We start from the raw sequence: 18,245 nt of genomic DNA on the forward strand, positions 1-18,245 counted from the left end.
TCACATTTGCGAAAACATTGAGGGAGGCTATTTACATGTCCAAAAAACCACTAAAGGTCGCTGTCATTGGCGGCGGTTCCTCGTATACCCCTGAAATCGTAGAAGGTTTTATTAAAAAATACGACGAAATGCCAATTCGCGAGCTATGGCTCGTTGATATCGAAGAAGGCCGCCATAAGCTGGCGATCGTCGGCGAGCTTGCAAAACGGATGGTCGAGAAGGCTGGTCTGCCGATCGAAGTGAAATTGACGCTAGACCGTCGCGAAGCCATTGCTGGAGCGGACTTCGTTACGACGCAAATGCGGGTTGGGCTGCTTGAAGCAAGACGCCGCGATGAGCATATTCCGATTACGCATGGCGTAATTGGTCAGGAAACAACGGGCCCGGGAGGCATGTTCAAGGCGCTTCGTACAGTGCCTGTTATTCTTGATATTTGTAAAGATATCGAAGAGCTGGCGCCAGATGCTTGGATGCTTAACTTTACGAACCCTGCAGGTATAGTGACGGAAGCGGTACAGAAATACAGCAAGGTGAAGACGGTCGGCCTATGTAATTCACCTATTAATTTTCAAAAGTTTCTTGCTAAGGAGTACGGTGTCAGCGAGAGTGAAGTGTTGCCAGAATTCGTGGGCATTAACCATTTACACTGGGTTACGGCTGCCTATGTAAACGGCGAGGATAAGCTTCAGGAGATGATCGGCGGCGGACGCGATTATTCCGCTACGAACGTAACGGCTTTTGATTGGGACGCGGATTTCCTAAGCTCGCTTGGCGCACTGCCTACGTACTATCTTCGTTATTTCTACATGACAGACACGATGCTGGCTGAAATGAAGGAATCACTAGAGAAAAGCGGTACGCGTGCGGAAGTCGTTAGCCGGGTCGAAGAGGAATTGTTCGAGCTTTACAAGGACGTTAATCTAAACGAGAAGCCGAAGCAGCTTGAAAAACGCGGCGGTGCTTATTACTCCGAGGCGGCTGTTAACTTGATGCATGCCTTATACACGGATAAACGCGATATTCAGACGTTGAACGTGAGAAACGGCAGCATTATCGACTTCTTGCCGGAGGACGCAAGCATTGAGGTTAACTGTGTCGTAACGGCGCAAGGCCCGATTCCACTGCCGCTTCAACGTGTTCCCGAGCAAATTAAAGGACTTATGCATGCGGTCAAAACGTACGAAGCATTAACAATCGAAGCGGCTATTAGCGGGGACAGAGGCATCGCGCTGCAAGCGCTGGTTCATCATCCGCTCGTTCCGAGCGTATCTGTCGCGAAGGCGCTGCTTGAAGAAATGCTTGAGGCGAACAAAAAGTATTTACCAAACTTTTTTAAAAAATAATAAAAACCGGCTGCCGATAGGGCAGCTCAAATAGGAAGGGCGGGAGTCAGAATCCCGTCCTTTTTTTGTTCATAGAGCCATTTCACAAATGCTATAACATAAAAACTTTTACATTGACAATGGCGAAAAACGGTTATAAGATAACTGATGTAAATGATTATGATAATTATTATCAATCAAACAATAATGATTATCACCGAACAATGGGATGTAATGGTTTTTTAAAAATAGGGGGTAAGAGGAAATGAGTAAACGATTAATGAGTCTGATTTTGGTTATTGTAGTGATGCTAGTCGCAGCAGGCTGCGGAGCGAACGAAACAAATAATTCGGCAGCAGGCAGCGAAACAAGCGGCAATACACCGGAGACAAATACAAGTGCGGATACGGCTGCCGGTCCGATCGTCCTCAAGGATGCGAAAGGCGAAGTCAAGCTTGATAAGCCCGCTCAGAAGGTTGTTGTATTGGAATGGACATTTACCGAAGATATTATCGCACTTGGCATGCAGCCGATCGGTAGTGCCGACAATGAGAATTATAAGCTATGGGTCTCTTCTGAAGTCCCTTTGGATGCGTCCGTAACGGATGTTGGTTTCCGTCATGAGCCGAATTTAGAGACGATCGCATCATTGAAGCCCGATTTGATTATTGCGAATACGGATAGCCATGAGGCGATTTACGATCAGCTTAAAGGCATTGCGCCAACGCTCATATTTAGCCTGTACCCACCTGAAGGTGAAGGCGACCAATACACTCAGATGGTGGATATATTCAAAAATATTGCAGCAGCAGTCGGCAAGACCGCTGAAGGGGATCAAGTGCTCGCCGATTTGGATAAGCACTATACAGACGCAAAGGCTAAGCTGGCAGCAGCAGGCAAGGAAGGCTTGAACTACGTGCTTACCCAAGCATTCAGCTACCAAAACGCAGCTACGATGCGCTTGTTCACGAACAACTCTTTAGCTGTACAGACACTGGATCGCATTGGCCTCAAAAATGACTGGAAATCGGAGAACTTCGAGCTCTACGGCTTTAGCACATCGACGGTTGAAGCATTGCCTGCGGTAAAGGATACCAACCTGATTTATATCGTTCAGAAAGATGATGATATTTTCTCAAATGGCCTAAAAGATAATTCGGTATGGAACGGCCTGAATTTCGTGAAAGAAAAACGCACTTATGCACTAGATGGCACAACTTGGGTGTTCGGCGGCCCGATCTCCTCTAAAGTGATCGTGGATCAAGTCGTAAACGCATTAACGAAATGAGCGCCATGACGAAGGATCATAAGAAAGAAGCCAAAGCGGGTATGTTTTGGCGATTGATTGGTATTTTCGGGGGCGGCTTTGCCGCCCTTTTCGTTCTATCCATACTGAGTCTTTGCTTCGGTGAAGCAAAGATTCCGGCTGCAACCGTATTTGACGGTTTACTGCATAGGCAAGATATGATGGAGCATAATCTGCTGTGGGATATCCGGATGCCGCGAACTGTGATTGGCATTATAGCGGGCGCCGCGCTTGCGGCGGCTGGCGCGTTATTGCAGACGATAACGAGAAACCCGCTTGCTTCATCCGATACGCTGGGCATTAATGCGGGCGCTTATTTTATGGTTGTACTGGGCATGGTTGCTTTTCCAGCGCTGCAAAATCAATTCCCCTTTTTACTAGCAGTAGCAGGTGGCTTTCTCGCTGCGTTAGCAGCGTATTTCTTAGGCGGCGGCAAGACGGCAACGCCTGTAAGACTAGCTTTATCCGGTATGATCGTCTCGATGGTTCTCGGCGCCTTTACGTCGGCGATTCATATTTTCAAGCAAACGGAAACGCAATCTTTGTTTTTATGGGGCTCTGGCTCCTTGATACAGCTCGATTGGAGCGGTGTAGTGTATGCTTGGCCTTATGTGGCGGTATTGCTCGTTCTTGCCGTATTCGCAGGGAAGCAATTTGATGCGCTTGAGCTTGATGAATCGACTGCTCGCTCACTAGGGCAGCGCGTAGGCTTGACTCGCGCAGCGGGGCTGGCGCTTTCCGTGTTTATGGCAGCTATCGTGGTTAGCGTGGTGGGGCCAATCGGCTTTGTCGGACTCGTTGCGCCGCATCTCGTTCGGCTCAGCGGCATCCGCAAGCACCGCTTGCTTATCCCGGCGAGCGCGCTGTGGGGCGCGCTGCTGATTACAGCGGCAGATCTGCTTGCGCGAATGGTACGCAGCAGTCTTGGTGAAATGCCGGTTGGCGCTGTGATGGCGATCATTGGTGCGCCATGGCTTATTTGGCTGGTGCTTAGCAAAATGAAGCCTGTTTCCGGTTCCGGCGCGGGACAGTCCTCGATGAGCATTGGCGGAGCAGCGCTGCGTTTGCGCTTTGTACCGACGGCTATTTTTATGACCGTGCTTCTAATCGTTATTATCCTTGTCAGCCTAACGCTTGGTGGAACAAAAATTCCAATTGTCGATTTGCTTAGGAGTCTTGTTGGGACAGGTGATTCTTCTTACTCCGTACTGCTTAATTTGCGCCTTCCTCGTACGCTTGTTGCTGCAGGTGGAGGAATTGCCCTGGCTATAAGCGGCGTTCTCATCCAAAGCGCCGTTCGCAATCCGCTTGCGGACGCCTCCATTATTGGGGTGACCTCGGGTGCGGGCTTTGGCGCGTTAGTCGTGCTTGTCGCTTGGCCGACGCTGCCGATTTTTGTTCTTCCGATTGCCGCGATAGCGGGCGGGGTTATCGCTGCCGCTTTTGTGTTTTTCCTAGCGTGGCGCAAGTCGCTTAATCCATCGGTTCTTATTTTGCTCGGAATCGCGGTTTCAGCAATTGGCTCTGCCGGGATACAAGCGATGATCGTTAAGGCTAGTCTATGGAGCAGCACCGCCTTTGTCTGGATAACCGGCACGACCTACGGACGAGGCTGGAACCAGTTTAACAGCATATTCATTTTTCTACTTATCCTTGTGCCAATTGCTTATTATCTAGGCCGAAAATTTGATCTGCTGGCGTTTGGCGACGAGAGCTCGGCTGGCTTAGGCTTGCCGGTGCGAGGGGCGCGGCTGTGGTCGATGATCATCGGCGTGCTCCTTGCTGCCGGGGCAGTTGCGAGCGTAGGGACGGTTGGGTTCCTCGGTCTGATAGCGCCTCATGCGGTACGCATGATGATCGGGCATCATACAAGACGTTCCATTGTGTTATCGGGGCTGCTCGGCGGCTTACTGCTGGTTGTAGCGGATACGCTTGGACGAACAGTGATGGCGCCGAAGGAAATACCGTCCGGACTTATCATTATGCTGATTGGCGCGCCTTACTTTTTGTTTCTAATGTATCGTTCACTCGTCAAAAAGGGGTAAAACATTCGAAAGTATGGATAGAAACGAATAATACAGTTATTTATTGCCATTAATGTTCGTTAAAAATGGTTGACAAAGAGGCCGTATTCTCTATAAAATTGTAAACGGAAAACAACAACAGCATATTTTTTCGTATAATCTCAAGAATCGGCTTGAGAGTCTCTACTCGGTCACCGTAAATGATCAGGCTACGAAAATGGTGGAAAAGCTCGCTGCGGTCCGGCGGGTATACTTTTCCCCTTTTTGCAGAGCCTAGGAGAAATGCGTATTTTTGCATTTTTTTCTAGGCTTCTTTGTTTGTTCCACCACATTTTTGGGAGGTTAGTAATCAAAATGGAACGTTTCTTTCGCTTAAAGGAACACGGAACAAATGTCAGAACAGAGATTATGGCGGGGCTGACGACTTTCATGACGATGGCTTACATATTGGCCGTCAATCCAATCATACTCACACCGGCTGGTCTAGACTGGACAGCAGTATTTCTAGCGACGGCGCTTGCTGCCGGCATCTTCACCATTGCGATGGGCTTATTCGTTAACTTCCCTGTCGCGCTTGCTCCGGGAATGGGCTTGAACGCTTATTTTGCATCGGTTGTCATTGCATCAGCATCATCAGACACTCCGATCTCGCCTGCAATGGGACTGACGGCCGTCTTTATTTCAGGGATTATCTTTATCATTCTCACGCTGACCCAAATTCGCCAAATGCTTATAACAGCTGTTCCAGACAGCTTGAAGCATGCGATTACAGTCGGTATCGGTTTGTTTATTACCATTATCGGCTTGAAGAACAGCGGTATTATGACTATTGCTGTATCAAGCTTCACAGATATCAAGCAAGGCGTTTTCACGCCGGTTAGCGGCTCCGAAACCGTTATTCAGCTGGGAAGCTTCCACAATGAAACGGTTGTACTCACTGTCATCGCTTTGCTGCTAATCGGCGTACTGATGGTGCTTCGCGTACCAGGTGCCATTTTGTTCGGTATTTTGGGAACGACAGTCATTGCCATTCTGATTGGGCATGTAGACGTGAAGGCCGCCTTTACGAATCAAACCTGGGTGCCTGATTTTACGAAAATGAACTTCTGGCATTTTGATTTTGCGGGATTGTTCGAGGTTGGTCTCGTCACCGTCATTCTAACATTCACGTTCGTCGAGATGTTCGACACGTTCGGTACGCTTGTGGGTACCGCAAACCGTGCCGGTTACATGAAAGATGCGGAAAAAGGCAAAAAACGCATTGGTAAAGCGATGTTCGTGGATGCGATTGGCGTCAGCGGCGGCGCGGTGCTAGGCACAAGCACGGTTACTGCATTCGTAGAGAGCTCCGCAGGCATTGCGCAAGGCGGACGTACGGGACTTACGGCAGTAACGACAGGCATTTGCTTCCTGCTCGCGATCTTCTTGTCGCCGATCGTTGCGCTCGTTCCGGGTGCGGCTACAGCTGCTGCGCTTATTATCGTAGGGGTACTAATGATGCAATCGGTAAAAGATATCGACTTCTCGGATATGGTTTACGCGATTCCGTCCTTCCTGACGCTGGCATTCATGCCGCTTACGTACAACATTGCAAACGGTATTTCGTTCGGTATCGTATCGTACGTGCTTCTTGCAACGGTTGCTAACTTGTCGGGCAAAGGCAAGTACAAAATACACTGGCTCATGTGGATTCTAGCGGTGCTGATCATTGGCCGTTACGTATTCATGGGCGGAGAATAGACAATATTGAAGAAGCAGCGCTGGACCGGCGCTGCTTCTTTTTTTTGCATGTGAATCGGCTGGAATCCTTTTTACGGCAATCATTTGCTATACTTTTGAAAAAGGATGCTTCGGCAGGCGGAAGGGTGACAATATGCATTGCGTAGATTTGAATTGCGATATGGGAGAAGGCTTCGGCGTTTATCGAACGAGCTTGGACAGCGAGCTGATGAAATATATAACTTCAGCGAATATTGCATGCGGGTTTCATGCGGGAGACGCTGCGACTATTCGCCATACGGTTAAGCTGGCGCTTGCACATGGCGTTGCGATTGGCGCGCATCCCGGGCTGCCTGATTTGGCTGGCTTCGGCAGGCGTGCGATGGATATTACGCCAGAGGAGGCATACGAGCTGACGGTTTATCAGCTTGGCGCGGTCTATGCGTTTGCCAAATCCGAAGGAGGAGCCGTCGCGCACGTGAAGCCGCATGGCGCCTTGTATAATATGGCTGCCAAAAGCAGGCCGCTTGCCGATGCGATAGCGGAGGCGGTCTATAAAGTGGAGCCGAGCCTGCTGTTATTTGGTCTAGCAGGAAGCGAACTCATTCGTGCAGGTGATGCGATTGGCCTGCAAACGATCAGCGAAGTATTTGCGGACCGATCCTATGAATCGGATGGATCGCTTACGCCGCGGGGAACAGAAGGAGCGATCATTGCGGACCCTGCTCGCGCGGCAGAGCAAGCGATAAAGATGATCAGAGACGGCGAGGTTCGTACGCGGCAGCAAAGCAGCTTTATTTTAAAGGCGGACTCGGTTTGTGTACACGGGGATACGCCAGGCGCATTAGCGCATGCGATCAGGCTGCGGGCGGAATTAGAGGCAGAAGGCATTGCCGTGAAGAAGGCAGGTAGATGAGCGTGGAGAAAGAGACATCCATGTTGAATGCTTCTTACGAAATGATGCCGCTTGGCGATTCTGCCGTAATCATTAGGTTTGGCAGCAGCATGGACACGGAAACCAACCGGATTGTCATGCATTTAAGCCGAGCATTAGAGGAACAGCCATTTGCCGGATTAATCGAATGCGTGCCGTCCTTCGTATCGGTAGCCATTCACTATGATCCGCTCCTTGTACAGAAAAGCAGGGCAGGGGCGGAGCACCAGCATGCTACGATTTTTGAAACCGTATGCGCTAAAGTGCAGCCCTACCTATCCGATGAGCAGCTGTGCGCTTCCAATCAACCGGCTAGAACGATTGAAATCCCTGTTTGCTACGGCGGGGAATATGGCCCTGACCTTAGGCTCGTAGCTGAGCGGAATGGACTTTCGGAGGAAGAGGTGATCGCCATTCATGCGGATGGGCACTATTTGGTGCATATGCTCGGTTTTGCGCCAGGCTTTCCTTATCTGGGCGGGATGTCGGAGAGAATAGCCGCGCCGAGACATCAGACGCCAAGAACGATCATCCCGGAGGGAAGCGTTGGCATAGCAGGTAAACAGACAGGCGTTTATTCGGTAGCAACGCCAGGCGGCTGGCAGCTGATCGGGAGAACGCCGCTTGTTTTGTTTCGTCCTCAGGACGAGATTCCGAGCCTGCTAAGACCGGGGGACTCGGTTAGATTTAAGCCGATAACGGAGCAGCAATATAAGCTTTATATAGAAGGTGAATTATGAGTATACAAGTGATCCGTCCCGGTTTGTTCGTTACTGTGCAGGATCTCGGGAGGCATGGATTTCAAAAATATGGCGTAGTCGCCGGCGGGGTTATGGATAAGGGAGCGGCGCGAGCGGCTAATCTGTTAGTCGGCAACGAGGGGCATGAAGCGGTGCTTGAAATTACGCTTACCGGAACGGTGCTGGTTTTGGAGAAGGATATGCTGCTCGCGATTTGCGGTGCACGTATGTTCGTCACTGCCGATGGCGGGGAGCTGCCTCTATGGAGACCGGCGCTCGTTCGCGCGGGAACCATCGTCAGATTCGGTGCCTGCGAATCCGGCTGCCGCTCCTATTTGGCCGTTGCGGGCGGACTGGATGTGCCGGAGGTGATGGGCAGCAAAAGCACCTACCTGCGCGGCGCTATCGGAGGTTATCAGGGAAGGGCATTAAAGGCAGGAGATGTGCTGACTGCCAAAGCTCCCGGCTTGCTGTCAGAGCGATTGAAGCATGCTTTGAGCCGAGGCTGGGAGGGCAGCTTTGCGGTACCGCTTTGGCATGCAAGTCACTTCGCCATCGCGGATAATCTGGCAGACCCGATCATTCGCGCGATGCCGGGTACCCATTACGAGTTGTTCACACCGGAGAGCCGGACGAGCCTATTTCGCCAAACCTTTCAAATATCCGCTCAATCAGACCGGATGGGGTACCGACTTGAAGGCGCGCAGAAGCTTATGCTCGCTGCTCCCATAGATCTGCTATCGGAGGCCGTTGCAAACGGAACCGTACAAGTGCCTTCTGACGGAAATCCGATCGTCCTGCTAGCCGATAGACAGACGACGGGCGGTTATCCCCGAATCGCGCAGGTCGCAACGGTCGACATTCCTGTTTTCGCACAGCTAAAGCCGGGTGAACGCTTTCGCTTCGAATGGATTACGCAGCAAGAGGCGGAGGAGCTTTATTTGGACAGCGAGCGTGACATGAGAATGCTGAAGGCCGCTATAGCATTAAAATTTAATGCCGCAAAATAAGGCGATGCAAGATGAAGATTGCACTTAGCGACTGAGCCTCTTTGCTTGATTTATGGTAGACTACTAATCAAGAAGCTGGAAATACCGGAAGGCACGGCATAGAGGAGTGATAGCAATTGTTCGCACAGCAGCGGCATCAATTAATTATCCAAAAAATTAATAGCGATAAATCGATTCGAGCATCGGAGCTTATGGAATCGTTTGGCGTTTCTTTTGAAACGATAAGGCGCGATTTGGAGCATTTAGAGAACATTGGCTTATTGCAGAGGGTTCATGGCGGGGCGATATTAAAAGAACCGGATTATAGCCGGGAAATCCCGCTGCCGATTCGTGAATCGATTTACATGACAGAGAAGACGGAATTGTCGCAGATCGCCATTCGATATGTGACGGAAGGAATGTCCATCGCACTCGATGTGAGCACAACCAATACTCAGATTGCGAAGATGCTCAAGACAAAGTTCGAGCGCTTGACGATTATTACGAATTCGCTTCCGATCGTAAATGAATTAATCGATGTGCCTGGTTTTACGCTGATCATGATCGGAGGCGTTATCCGTCAAGCAGAACAGAGCATAATCGGAGATTTGGCCGAAGAATTCGCTTCCCGCTTTCATGCGGATTTGTTTTTTATGAGCATGAGCGGAGTTACGTTGGACGAGGGCATTACCGACAATGCGATTGGCGAGGTACAGGTGAAGAAAATTATGCAAGCAAACGCGAAACGTACGATCGCGCTTGCCGACAGCAGCAAATTTGATCACGTCTCCCTGCTCAAGGTATGCGGTTGCGCGGATGTAGAGCGTTTCGTTACCGATTCGAAGATCAACCATGAGCTAGTCGATAAATATAAACGGAGCGGCATTGAAATTGTTTGTGAGTAGGGATAAGCAATGAAAGGGGACTTTAATTGTCCTAACGACCCTTGGTTAAATACCAAGGGTCTTTTTTTTTGAGATCTAATGAAAAGTTGATATTAAGATATTGTAAATATGTGCGTTTATGTGATATTGTGTTGGAATATATGGATTTCATGTGTGATACTGAGGAGGTGTTACTGAATTGATTGTCATTTCTCTTATTCTCGTCTTGTGTTCCGGTTTGGCGCATGCAGTGTGGAATATGCTGGCTAAGCAAAGTACGGATAAAGCGTTGTTTTTATGGGTGATTTATATGCCTGCAACCATTCTTTTGCTGCCGACACTCATCAATGAATTGGCTAGTGCGTCATTATCGCAGACGCAGTGGCTGTTAATCGGGGCATCGTTAATGATGCAAAGCGTATATTCGTTGCTGCTCGCCTACACCTATACTGCTGGCGATTTATCGCAAGTGTATCCGATCATGCGGGGGACGCCAACCTTGCTTATCCCGGCCATTGGCGTATTGTTATTGAAAGAGACGCTGCCCTTGTGGGGCTGGATCGGACTCAGCTTTATGCTGGTCGGGTTCGTCGTCATGCTCGGAAGATCTTCGGGAAAAGGGCAGCATCAGTCTGTTTATAAGCCTGTGCTGCTGGCGATGAGCGTTGGATTATGCATTACTACCTACACGCTTATCGATAAAGTGAATTTGCAGCATCTTTCTCCGCTTGCGCTGCTGGAAGTGACGAATATCGGGTTTGTACTAGGACTGACGCCTGCCGTTCTTCGTTCAAAACGGCTTAAGCATGTCATTCGTACACATCTCCATATTATTTGGATTGGGGCGATTTTGTCGCCAGGCTCGTATTTGCTGTTTTTGTTTGCAGCGAGGAGTGCCAATGTTTCTACTGTTGCACCTATGCGCGAGGTAGGCATCGTGTTTGGCACGCTGCTTGGCCTATTTGTTTTAAAAGAGTCGCAAGGGACCCGCAGAATTACGGCTTCGATCGCTGTAGTAATGGGCATCATCATGATTGCGTCATCAGGGCATTAAACAATAGCGCGTGAATACCTAACGGAGAGGGAGTAAGGATGAAGATGGAAAACGCCAAAGAGCTTCGTTTTCGCAAAGACGGCACTTTTACAATTGTCCAGTTCACAGATATTCATTGGCAGGACGGATCGGATTTAGATTTGCGTTCCAAAGCTGCGATGGAGCTTGTGCTTGAGGCAGAACAACCGGATTTTGTCATGTTTACAGGAGATGTCATCTATACGGGCAGAGGTTCAGACGGGGCAGTCTTATGCCAAGATCCGCTTCAAGCGTTCCGGGATGCGGTTGCAGCTGCCGAGAAGCGCGGAATTCCATGGGGCATCGTTTTCGGCAATCACGATACGGAGAACGATATTACCCGCGATGAGCTGATGGGCGAGGTGCAAAATCACGCTCACACCTTTGCCGAACCGGGACCGCGAGATATCCATGGCACAGGCAACTACGCGTTACCTGTACTCGGGTCTGACAACGATCAAGCGGCAGCTGTGCTCTATTGCCTGGACTCCGGCGATTATTCCAAGCTGCCTGGCGTACCCGGCTACGATTGGATTCAGCATGATCAAGTGCAGTGGTATATGGAGCAATCCAAGGAGTGGAAGGCTCGGCAGCGAGGCGCAGCATTGCCGGCACTCGCATTTTTCCACATCCCTCTGCCCGAATACCAAGAAGTGTGGGACCGGGAAGTGTGCTATGGCCATAAGCATGAGGAGGTATGTGCGGCAAGGACGCAAGCAGGCTTCTTCTCGGCTATGCTGGCGCAGGGAGACGTCATGGCAGCGTTCTGCGGCCATGACCACACGAATGACTATTGGGGAGAGCTTTACGGAATTCGTCTTTATTACGGACGCGCAACAGGCTATAATACTTACGGCAAGGAAGGCTTCCCGCGTGGCGCCCGCGTGATTCGCCTAACCGAAAACGAACGGAAAGTGGAATCATGGCTGCGTCTTGATGACGGCTCGGTCGTCCAGCAGCAGCCGGAGCATCGGCCGGATAACGTTTAATACAAGCACGTCTAATAAAATAGCCCGAAGAAGCATCGATGTCCCGAATATTCTTAGGAATGCGGGACATCTTTTTTTTGCGGAAAAGAGTCTGCTAAAATTCATGTAGAGGAAATTCAAGGACAAAGGCCGAACCTTATGAGGTTGAAATGAGGCGTCGCAACAGTATTTTTAATGGTTTTCTACAAAAAAGGATATCGTGTAAAGAATCGTGAATCGCTGTTTGTACAGAAATGAATACCGTTACAGCAATTGAAAATGTACGAGGCTTCTATTATCCATTAGATTGGGACTAGGGCGAGCTGGCAACTGGCAAACGCCTTATAAATAAATTCGTAAAGGGGAGTCACGCATGAAAAAAAGGATATTTACTAGAATTGCTCTGCTGCTTGCCATCGTATTGATGTTCGGAGGAATTGCAACGGCTTGTTCCAGCGGCAAGTCAGAACAACCCGCTAATAACGCGGCATCCAGCAGCGGAACGAAAGAAAATGCGGGGAAAGATGATACGTCGGCTGAACCTGTACAGCTAAAGCTCTGGCATCCTTTAAACCCTAATGCGCAAGCCGTCGTTCAAAGCTTAAGCGATGTAGCGATGGTGCAGGAATGGGAGAAAAAGACGAATGTGAAATTCGACTTTGAACATCCGACGGGTACGGGCGCCGACGCTCAGCAGCAATTCGGCGTGATGGTAGCGTCCAATGTACTTCCGGACCTGATTGTTTGGAACATGTCCAACTTCCAAGGCGGTCCAGCCAAGCTGTATCAAGATGGAACGATCATTAAATTAAACGATCTTATTGATCAGCACGCACCGAATTTGAAAAAAATTCTCGAGGAAAATCCGCTTATCGCCAAGCAAATTAAAGCGGATAACGGGGATATTTACGTATTCCCTAACTTGAAGGTTGGCGATCACGGCAAGTACAAAACGTTCTCCGGCCAGATGATACGCAAGGATTGGCTCGATGAGCTGGGCTTGCAGCTGCCTGAAACGATCGACGAATGGGAGCTCGTTCTAAAAACGATTAAAGAGAAAAAAGGCGTCATTCCATATACATCCGAGAAAGACACGCTTCTTGGATCAAAAAGTTCGATGGACTTTATCGGGGCTTACGGCATCGGCAAAGACTTTTATCTGAACGGCGACAAAATCCAGTATGGGCCGCTTCAGCCTGCATTTAAAGACTACTTGGCGCGCATGCAAAAATGGTATCAAGAAGGTCTGATTGATCCGGACTATGCTTCCAACGACAACAAAGCGAAGGAAGCGAAGATCACTTCAGGCAAAGCAGCCTCTACCTTCGGTTACATTGGCGGCAGCATGGGCGCATGGCTTCCTTCCTTGCAGCAGGCGGATCCAAAGGCGATGCTTTCCGCCGTTCAATATCCGGTGCTAAATAAAGGAGATGAGCCTAAATTTACAGAAACCGGCTGGGATTACAGCAATACGGGAGCCGTCATCACAAGCGCGAACAAAAATCCGGAAGCTACGATAAAGGCGCTTGATTATTTGTTCAGTGAAGAAGGCGCTATGCTGAAAAACTTCGGTATTGACGGAACAACATATACGCTGGTGGATGGCCAGCCTAAATTTACGGATTTGATTATGAAAAATCCGGACGGCCTGCCGATCGGCCAAGCGATGGCGAAAAACTTCATTGCGAACTATCCGTTCCCAGGTCCGGACGATGACCGCTATAATGACCAATACTATTCGCTCGACGCCCAGAAGGAAGCGGTAAAAGCGTATGCCAAATTCGCCAAAAACTCTGCCTCCGTTCTCATCCCTCCCGTTTCCTTGACGCCGGAGGAAGCAAGCGAATTCAGCAAAATTATGACGGATGTGGATACGTATCGTTCAGAGATTGTCACGAAACTGATTATGGGCACCTCTAGTTTGGACAGCTTCGATAAAGCGATCGAGCAGTTTAAGAAAATGGGAATCGAGCGAGCGATAGAAATTCAGCAAGCCGCTTTCGACCGTTTCAACAAACGATAAACCGATTGAAGCGAAGGGGAGACATTCTCCCCTTCTTTTATCAATCAATCTCGGTGGAAAGAGAGTGCACCTGCGATGATGAAAAAACTAGCTAACGATCTTGTGAGAAATAAAGCCATCTATTTTATGGTGCTGCCAGTCGTTTTATATTATTTTATTTTCAAATATCTTCCGATGTACGGTTCGATTATTGCTTTTAAGGATTTCAGCATTGCCAAGGGTGTATGGGGAAGCCCGTGGGTTGGAATTGACAATTTCAAGGACTTTTTTGACAGCATCTACTTTTGGAGGGTGCTGCGCAATACACTGCTGCTAAGCTTCTATCAGCTCTTATTCGGTTTTCCTGCGCCGATCATTCTTGCCATTTTACTCAATGAAATCCGTTTGAAGCTGTTCAAAAACGTTGTTCAAACGGTCGTCTATCTGCCTCACTTTGTATCGCTCATTGTCATTTGCGGACTCATTCTCGATTTTACGAACCGCGATGGGATCATCAGTACGATGATCGAATTTTTCGGGGGCGAACGCACTACTTTGCTTGGCGATGCGGCTAATTTTCGGTTCATTTATGTATTCTCCAGCATATGGCAGGAGCTTGGCTGGTCGTCCATCATCTTCTTGGCGGCGCTCAGCGGCATTAATCCCGAGCTCTACGAAGCGGCTAGAGTCGATGGCGCCGGGAGGTTTAGGCAAATGTGGAGCATTACGCTTCCGGGCTTGGTTCCGATCATTATGATTTTGCTCATTCTTCGAATCGGGGGACTTATGGATATCGGATTTGAGAAAATTATTTTGCTCTACAATCCGAATACCTATGAGACTGCGGATATCATCTCTTCCTTTGTGTACAGGAAAGGGCTTGCAGAGGGCCAGGATTACAGCTTTACTTCTGCCGTCGGCTTGTTTCAAGCGGGCATCAACTTTGTTTTGCTCATCAGCGCTAACTGGTTTTCCCGCCGGGTATCCGGGAACCGATTATGGTAAGGGGGAATGGGAACTTGAAAAATAATACCATGACAGACCGCACATTTGATATTTTGAACGCTATCCTCATGCTTTTGCTCATCATTGTCACCATTTATCCTTTTTATCATGTCGTTATGGCTTCCTTAAGCGACTCTAATCGATTGATTGCACATCAAGGAATGCTCCTAGGTCCGCTCGGATTTAGCTGGGAGGCGTATTCCCGCGTGCTCGACAATCCGAATATATTCAGCGGTTACCGGAATACGCTGCTCATTCTTTTCTCGGGAACGCTGTTCAACTTGTTTTTCACGGCGCTTGGCGCCTATGGCTTATCCCGTAAGTTCATGCTGCGCAAACCGATCATGATCGCTATCATTTTTACGATGTATTTCAGCGGCGGCTTGATTCCAACTTACTTATTGATCAACAATTGGCTGCATATGGGCAACAGCTTGCTGGCGTTAATCGTGCCGGTCGCAATCAGCACATGGAACCTGATCATCATGCGTACCTCCTTCGAGGCGATTCCCGAGAGCTTAATTGAATCTGCCAAAATAGACGGCTCCGGGGAGTTCGGTATCCTGTTCAAAATTGTCGTTCCGCTTTCCATGCCGATTATCGCGGTAATGATTCTTTATTACGGCGTTGCACACTGGAATTCTTGGTTCAATGCGATGCTGTTCATCCGTGACCGTGAATTGTTTCCGCTGCAAATCATTTTACGGGAAATACTGGTCATTAACGATACGAGTTCTATGCAGCTGGGAGACGCGATGGCTGATCAAGAAGGGATCAGGGAAAGCATCAAATATGCCACGATTATGGTTGCGACGCTTCCCATATTGCTTGTGTATCCGTTTCTGCAAAAGTTTTTCGCGAAGGGCGTTATGATCGGTGCGGTAAAAGAGTAGTTGGTATATACTCGGAGTATACTTCTCTGGCGGTGGATGCTCATATGAAACGCAAGGTTTATAAGTTTTGGCTGTACTCGTACTTATTTGTCTTATTTATTCCAATCCTTATTACCTTGATCGTCCTGCTGCAATCACAAGAAATGCTGGTCAAGGAAGTGCGCAGAGCTAACGACACGCTCCTCGATCAGGTTCGGCAATTAGTGGACAATCAGATCACTGACATTCGCAGGTTAGGCACGCAATTATCGTTTGACCCGAGGGTCATGACGTATTTAAACCGTGAAACGTTGGATACGGCGGAAGCCAGGTTCGGTACGATGGATATGATCTCAAGCCTTCAGTCTTATACGATTGCAAACGGAAATATAACCGATGCCTATATCTATCTCAAGAACAATGACTCCGGAATAACGACAACGACGTTTATGCCGGCAGATGATTTGTATTCCGTGCTCCATAAGGCATCGGGAAAAAGCTTTGCGGAATGGACAGAGTGGCTCCAGGCGAGCCATGCTGGGCTTTTCGTTACATTGAATGAAGGCGCTAAGCAGACGGAAAACTCGCTCGTTTACGTGCAATCTTTGCCTATTCAAGAGATTAAAGCTGCCCCTGCGACTCTCGTTGTGCTGCTCAATCAGGAGCGGCTCAAGCAAGCCATTTCGAAAATCGGTCTAGCAACCGAGGGCTCGGTTTATATCCTCGATCGCGAGGGCCATCCCATTATGATTACAGGCTGGGAGACTGGACTGGCTGAGCTGCCGATACAGAAAATGAGCAATCAAAGCGGATTCCTTACGGAATTGGTGGACGGCAACGATGCGGCCATATCTTATGTGAAGTCGGATACGACGAATTGGACCTATATTTCGGTTTTGCCGGAGCAAGTGTATTCCGCTAAAGTGAAGCTGCTGAAAAATTTGATTTATATTGCGATGCTGCTTTGCATCGGGCTGGGCGGGCTTAGCGCCTTTTGGCTTACGCGAAGAAATTATGCCCCTATTCAAAATATGATGAATTTTGTTTCGACAAAGGTCAAAACAAATATGATGAATATGCCGAACGAATTTGCGGTCCTGCAATCGTTTATGACCGACAGCGCAGCAATTCAAGACGAAGCAAGCAGAAAGCTGCTCGAGCAGCATCAAGTGCTGCGCAACCAATTTTTGGCCCGTCTGCTGAAAGGCCGAGTGGATATGAGCTCCGCGCTGCCGCAAGCCATTGAATCGTTCGATTTTCGGTTCGAGACGGACCGTTTTGCCGTCATGCTGCTGCAGATCGAAGACTATGAGCCTCTGTTCCAGGCGAATCAAGAAATGGATGCGGAGAAAAAGATCCAATTCGTTTACTTGATCGTTACGAACATTTTTGAAGAGCTTTTATCCGCAGGCCATCGCTCCTATTTCACGGAAGTTGACGGCATGATTGCATGTGTAGTGAACGTCCTAGGGAAAGAGAAGGAAGCGAAAAAAGAGCTGCTCAAAGCGGCAAATGACGCCAAACCATTTATTCAAGAGAAATTTTTCGTTCGTTTTTCCGTCGGTGTCAGCGATATCCATACGTTTTGGTCGACGCTGCCAAAATGTTACGAAGAGGCGGTCGAGTCTTTGGAATACAAGCTTGTTCTTGGCTCCAACCAAATCATTTCCTATGAATCCATTAAGCGGCCCAAAAATGATTTGTATTATCCGCTTGATACCGAGCGCCAATTGATTAACTTGATGGCGGCTGGCAATTACGATGAGGCGGCAGCTGTCCTGCAGCGCATCCTCATTACGAATTTTTCCGAGGGAACGCTGTCCATTCAAATGGGCAAATTGCTGATGTTCGAATTGGTCGGCACGATGCTGAAAGCGGTAGAGCAGCTTCAGCTCAGCACGAAAGAAATCATGGTAGAGAAAACGGATTTAATTAAGCAGATTACGGAATGTGAAACCTTCGCAGAGATGGAAGAAGAAATTTTGGACTTCCTAAAGAAAGCCTGTGATTATTTGCAGCAAAAGAAGAAAAGCCATAATACCGATCTGAAGAGCCAAATTGTCGAGCATGTGCTGCATAACTTGGATGATATGAATATTAGCTTGACGAGCATTTCGCTTGCTTTCGATATTAACCCGACTTATTTATCCCGATTTTTCAAAGAGCAAACCGGAGAGAATCTCGTCGATTTCGTTAATAAGCGGCGTGTCGATAAAGTGAAATCGCTGCTTGCTGAAACCAACCAAGCCATTCAAGATATTGCTGAGCAATGCGGCTTTGCTAGCAGCCAATCGCTGTTAAGGGTGTTTAAAAAGTACGAAGGCATTACGCCGGGACAGTACAGGCAGAGCAGGGACGGAAGAGAAGCGTTAGAGCGGTGAGGCTCGGAGCCGTCTATTATTTTTATA

14 protein-coding genes and 1 riboswitch are annotated in these 18,245 nt (G+C 48.7%); all 14 genes read left to right on the forward strand.

What is annotated here, in order from left to right; all coding sequences use genetic code 11:
- Positions 1 to 35: 35 nt before the first annotated feature.
- The 14 genes from HI950_RS16550 (at position 36) to HI950_RS16615 (ending at position 18,218) form a co-directional block, all read left to right on the forward strand.
- Entirely contained in the window at positions 36 to 1,343 is a 1,308-nt protein-coding gene (locus HI950_RS16550; RefSeq protein WP_169086024.1) for a 6-phospho-beta-glucosidase, read from the forward strand.
- Positions 1,344 to 1,587: 244 nt separating this feature from the next.
- The gene (locus HI950_RS16555) at positions 1,588 to 2,610 is read left to right on the forward strand and encodes an ABC transporter substrate-binding protein (RefSeq protein ID WP_169086026.1); all 1,023 of its coding nucleotides are present in this window, start codon (positions 1,588 to 1,590) and stop codon (positions 2,608 to 2,610) included.
- 5 nt (positions 2,611 to 2,615) lie between these two features.
- A complete protein-coding gene (locus HI950_RS16560; RefSeq protein WP_169086028.1) occupies positions 2,616 to 4,673 on the forward strand; it encodes an iron ABC transporter permease in 2,058 nt (685 codons plus the stop codon).
- A gap of 110 nt (positions 4,674 to 4,783) precedes the next feature.
- A riboswitch (purine riboswitch) is annotated at positions 4,784 to 4,884 on the forward strand.
- Between the two features lie 122 nt (positions 4,885 to 5,006).
- The gene (locus HI950_RS16565; RefSeq protein WP_169086030.1) at positions 5,007 to 6,392 is read left to right on the forward strand and encodes an NCS2 family permease; all 1,386 of its coding nucleotides are present in this window, start codon (positions 5,007 to 5,009) and stop codon (positions 6,390 to 6,392) included.
- A gap of 133 nt (positions 6,393 to 6,525) precedes the next feature.
- A complete protein-coding gene (locus tag HI950_RS16570; RefSeq protein WP_169086032.1) occupies positions 6,526 to 7,287 on the forward strand; it encodes a 5-oxoprolinase subunit PxpA in 762 nt (253 codons plus the stop codon).
- Complete coding sequence (gene pxpB / locus HI950_RS16575) at positions 7,284 to 8,045, forward strand: 5-oxoprolinase subunit PxpB (protein WP_411268100.1); 762 nt, start codon at positions 7,284 to 7,286, stop codon at positions 8,043 to 8,045. Before HI950_RS16570 ends, pxpB begins: the two co-directional genes overlap by 4 nt.
- Entirely contained in the window at positions 8,042 to 9,055 is a 1,014-nt protein-coding gene (locus HI950_RS16580; RefSeq protein ID WP_169086034.1) for a 5-oxoprolinase subunit C family protein, read from the forward strand. The genes pxpB and HI950_RS16580 overlap by 4 nt, the downstream gene beginning before the upstream one ends.
- 116 nt (positions 9,056 to 9,171) lie before the next feature.
- Positions 9,172 to 9,939, forward strand: coding sequence for a DeoR/GlpR family DNA-binding transcription regulator (locus tag HI950_RS16585; RefSeq protein ID WP_169086036.1), 768 nt, complete (start codon positions 9,172 to 9,174; stop codon positions 9,937 to 9,939).
- A 178-nt stretch (positions 9,940 to 10,117) separates the two neighbouring features.
- Positions 10,118 to 10,972, forward strand: a complete 855-nt coding sequence (locus HI950_RS16590) for a DMT family transporter (protein WP_169086038.1) — start codon at positions 10,118 to 10,120, stop codon at positions 10,970 to 10,972.
- A 38-nt stretch (positions 10,973 to 11,010) separates the two neighbouring features.
- On the forward strand, positions 11,011 to 11,979 hold the full coding sequence (locus HI950_RS16595) for a metallophosphoesterase family protein (protein ID WP_223285323.1): 969 nt from the start codon (positions 11,011 to 11,013) through the stop codon (positions 11,977 to 11,979).
- 352 nt (positions 11,980 to 12,331) lie between these two features.
- Complete coding sequence (locus HI950_RS16600; RefSeq protein ID WP_169086040.1) at positions 12,332 to 13,981, forward strand: extracellular solute-binding protein; 1,650 nt, start codon at positions 12,332 to 12,334, stop codon at positions 13,979 to 13,981.
- Between the two features lie 78 nt (positions 13,982 to 14,059).
- Entirely contained in the window at positions 14,060 to 14,965 is a 906-nt protein-coding gene (locus HI950_RS16605) for an ABC transporter permease (protein WP_187768113.1), read from the forward strand.
- A complete protein-coding gene (locus HI950_RS16610; protein ID WP_054026506.1) occupies positions 14,959 to 15,858 on the forward strand; it encodes a carbohydrate ABC transporter permease in 900 nt (299 codons plus the stop codon). The genes HI950_RS16605 and HI950_RS16610 overlap by 7 nt, the downstream gene beginning before the upstream one ends.
- 44 nt (positions 15,859 to 15,902) lie before the next feature.
- Positions 15,903 to 18,218, forward strand: coding sequence for a helix-turn-helix domain-containing protein (locus HI950_RS16615; protein ID WP_169086044.1), 2,316 nt, complete (start codon positions 15,903 to 15,905; stop codon positions 18,216 to 18,218).
- The last annotated feature ends 27 nt before the right edge of the window (positions 18,219 to 18,245 follow it).

It is taken from the genome of Paenibacillus sp. PL91, from assembly GCF_012935325.2.
In the GTDB taxonomy this organism is placed as follows: Bacteria; Bacillota; Bacilli; order Paenibacillales; family Paenibacillaceae; genus Pristimantibacillus.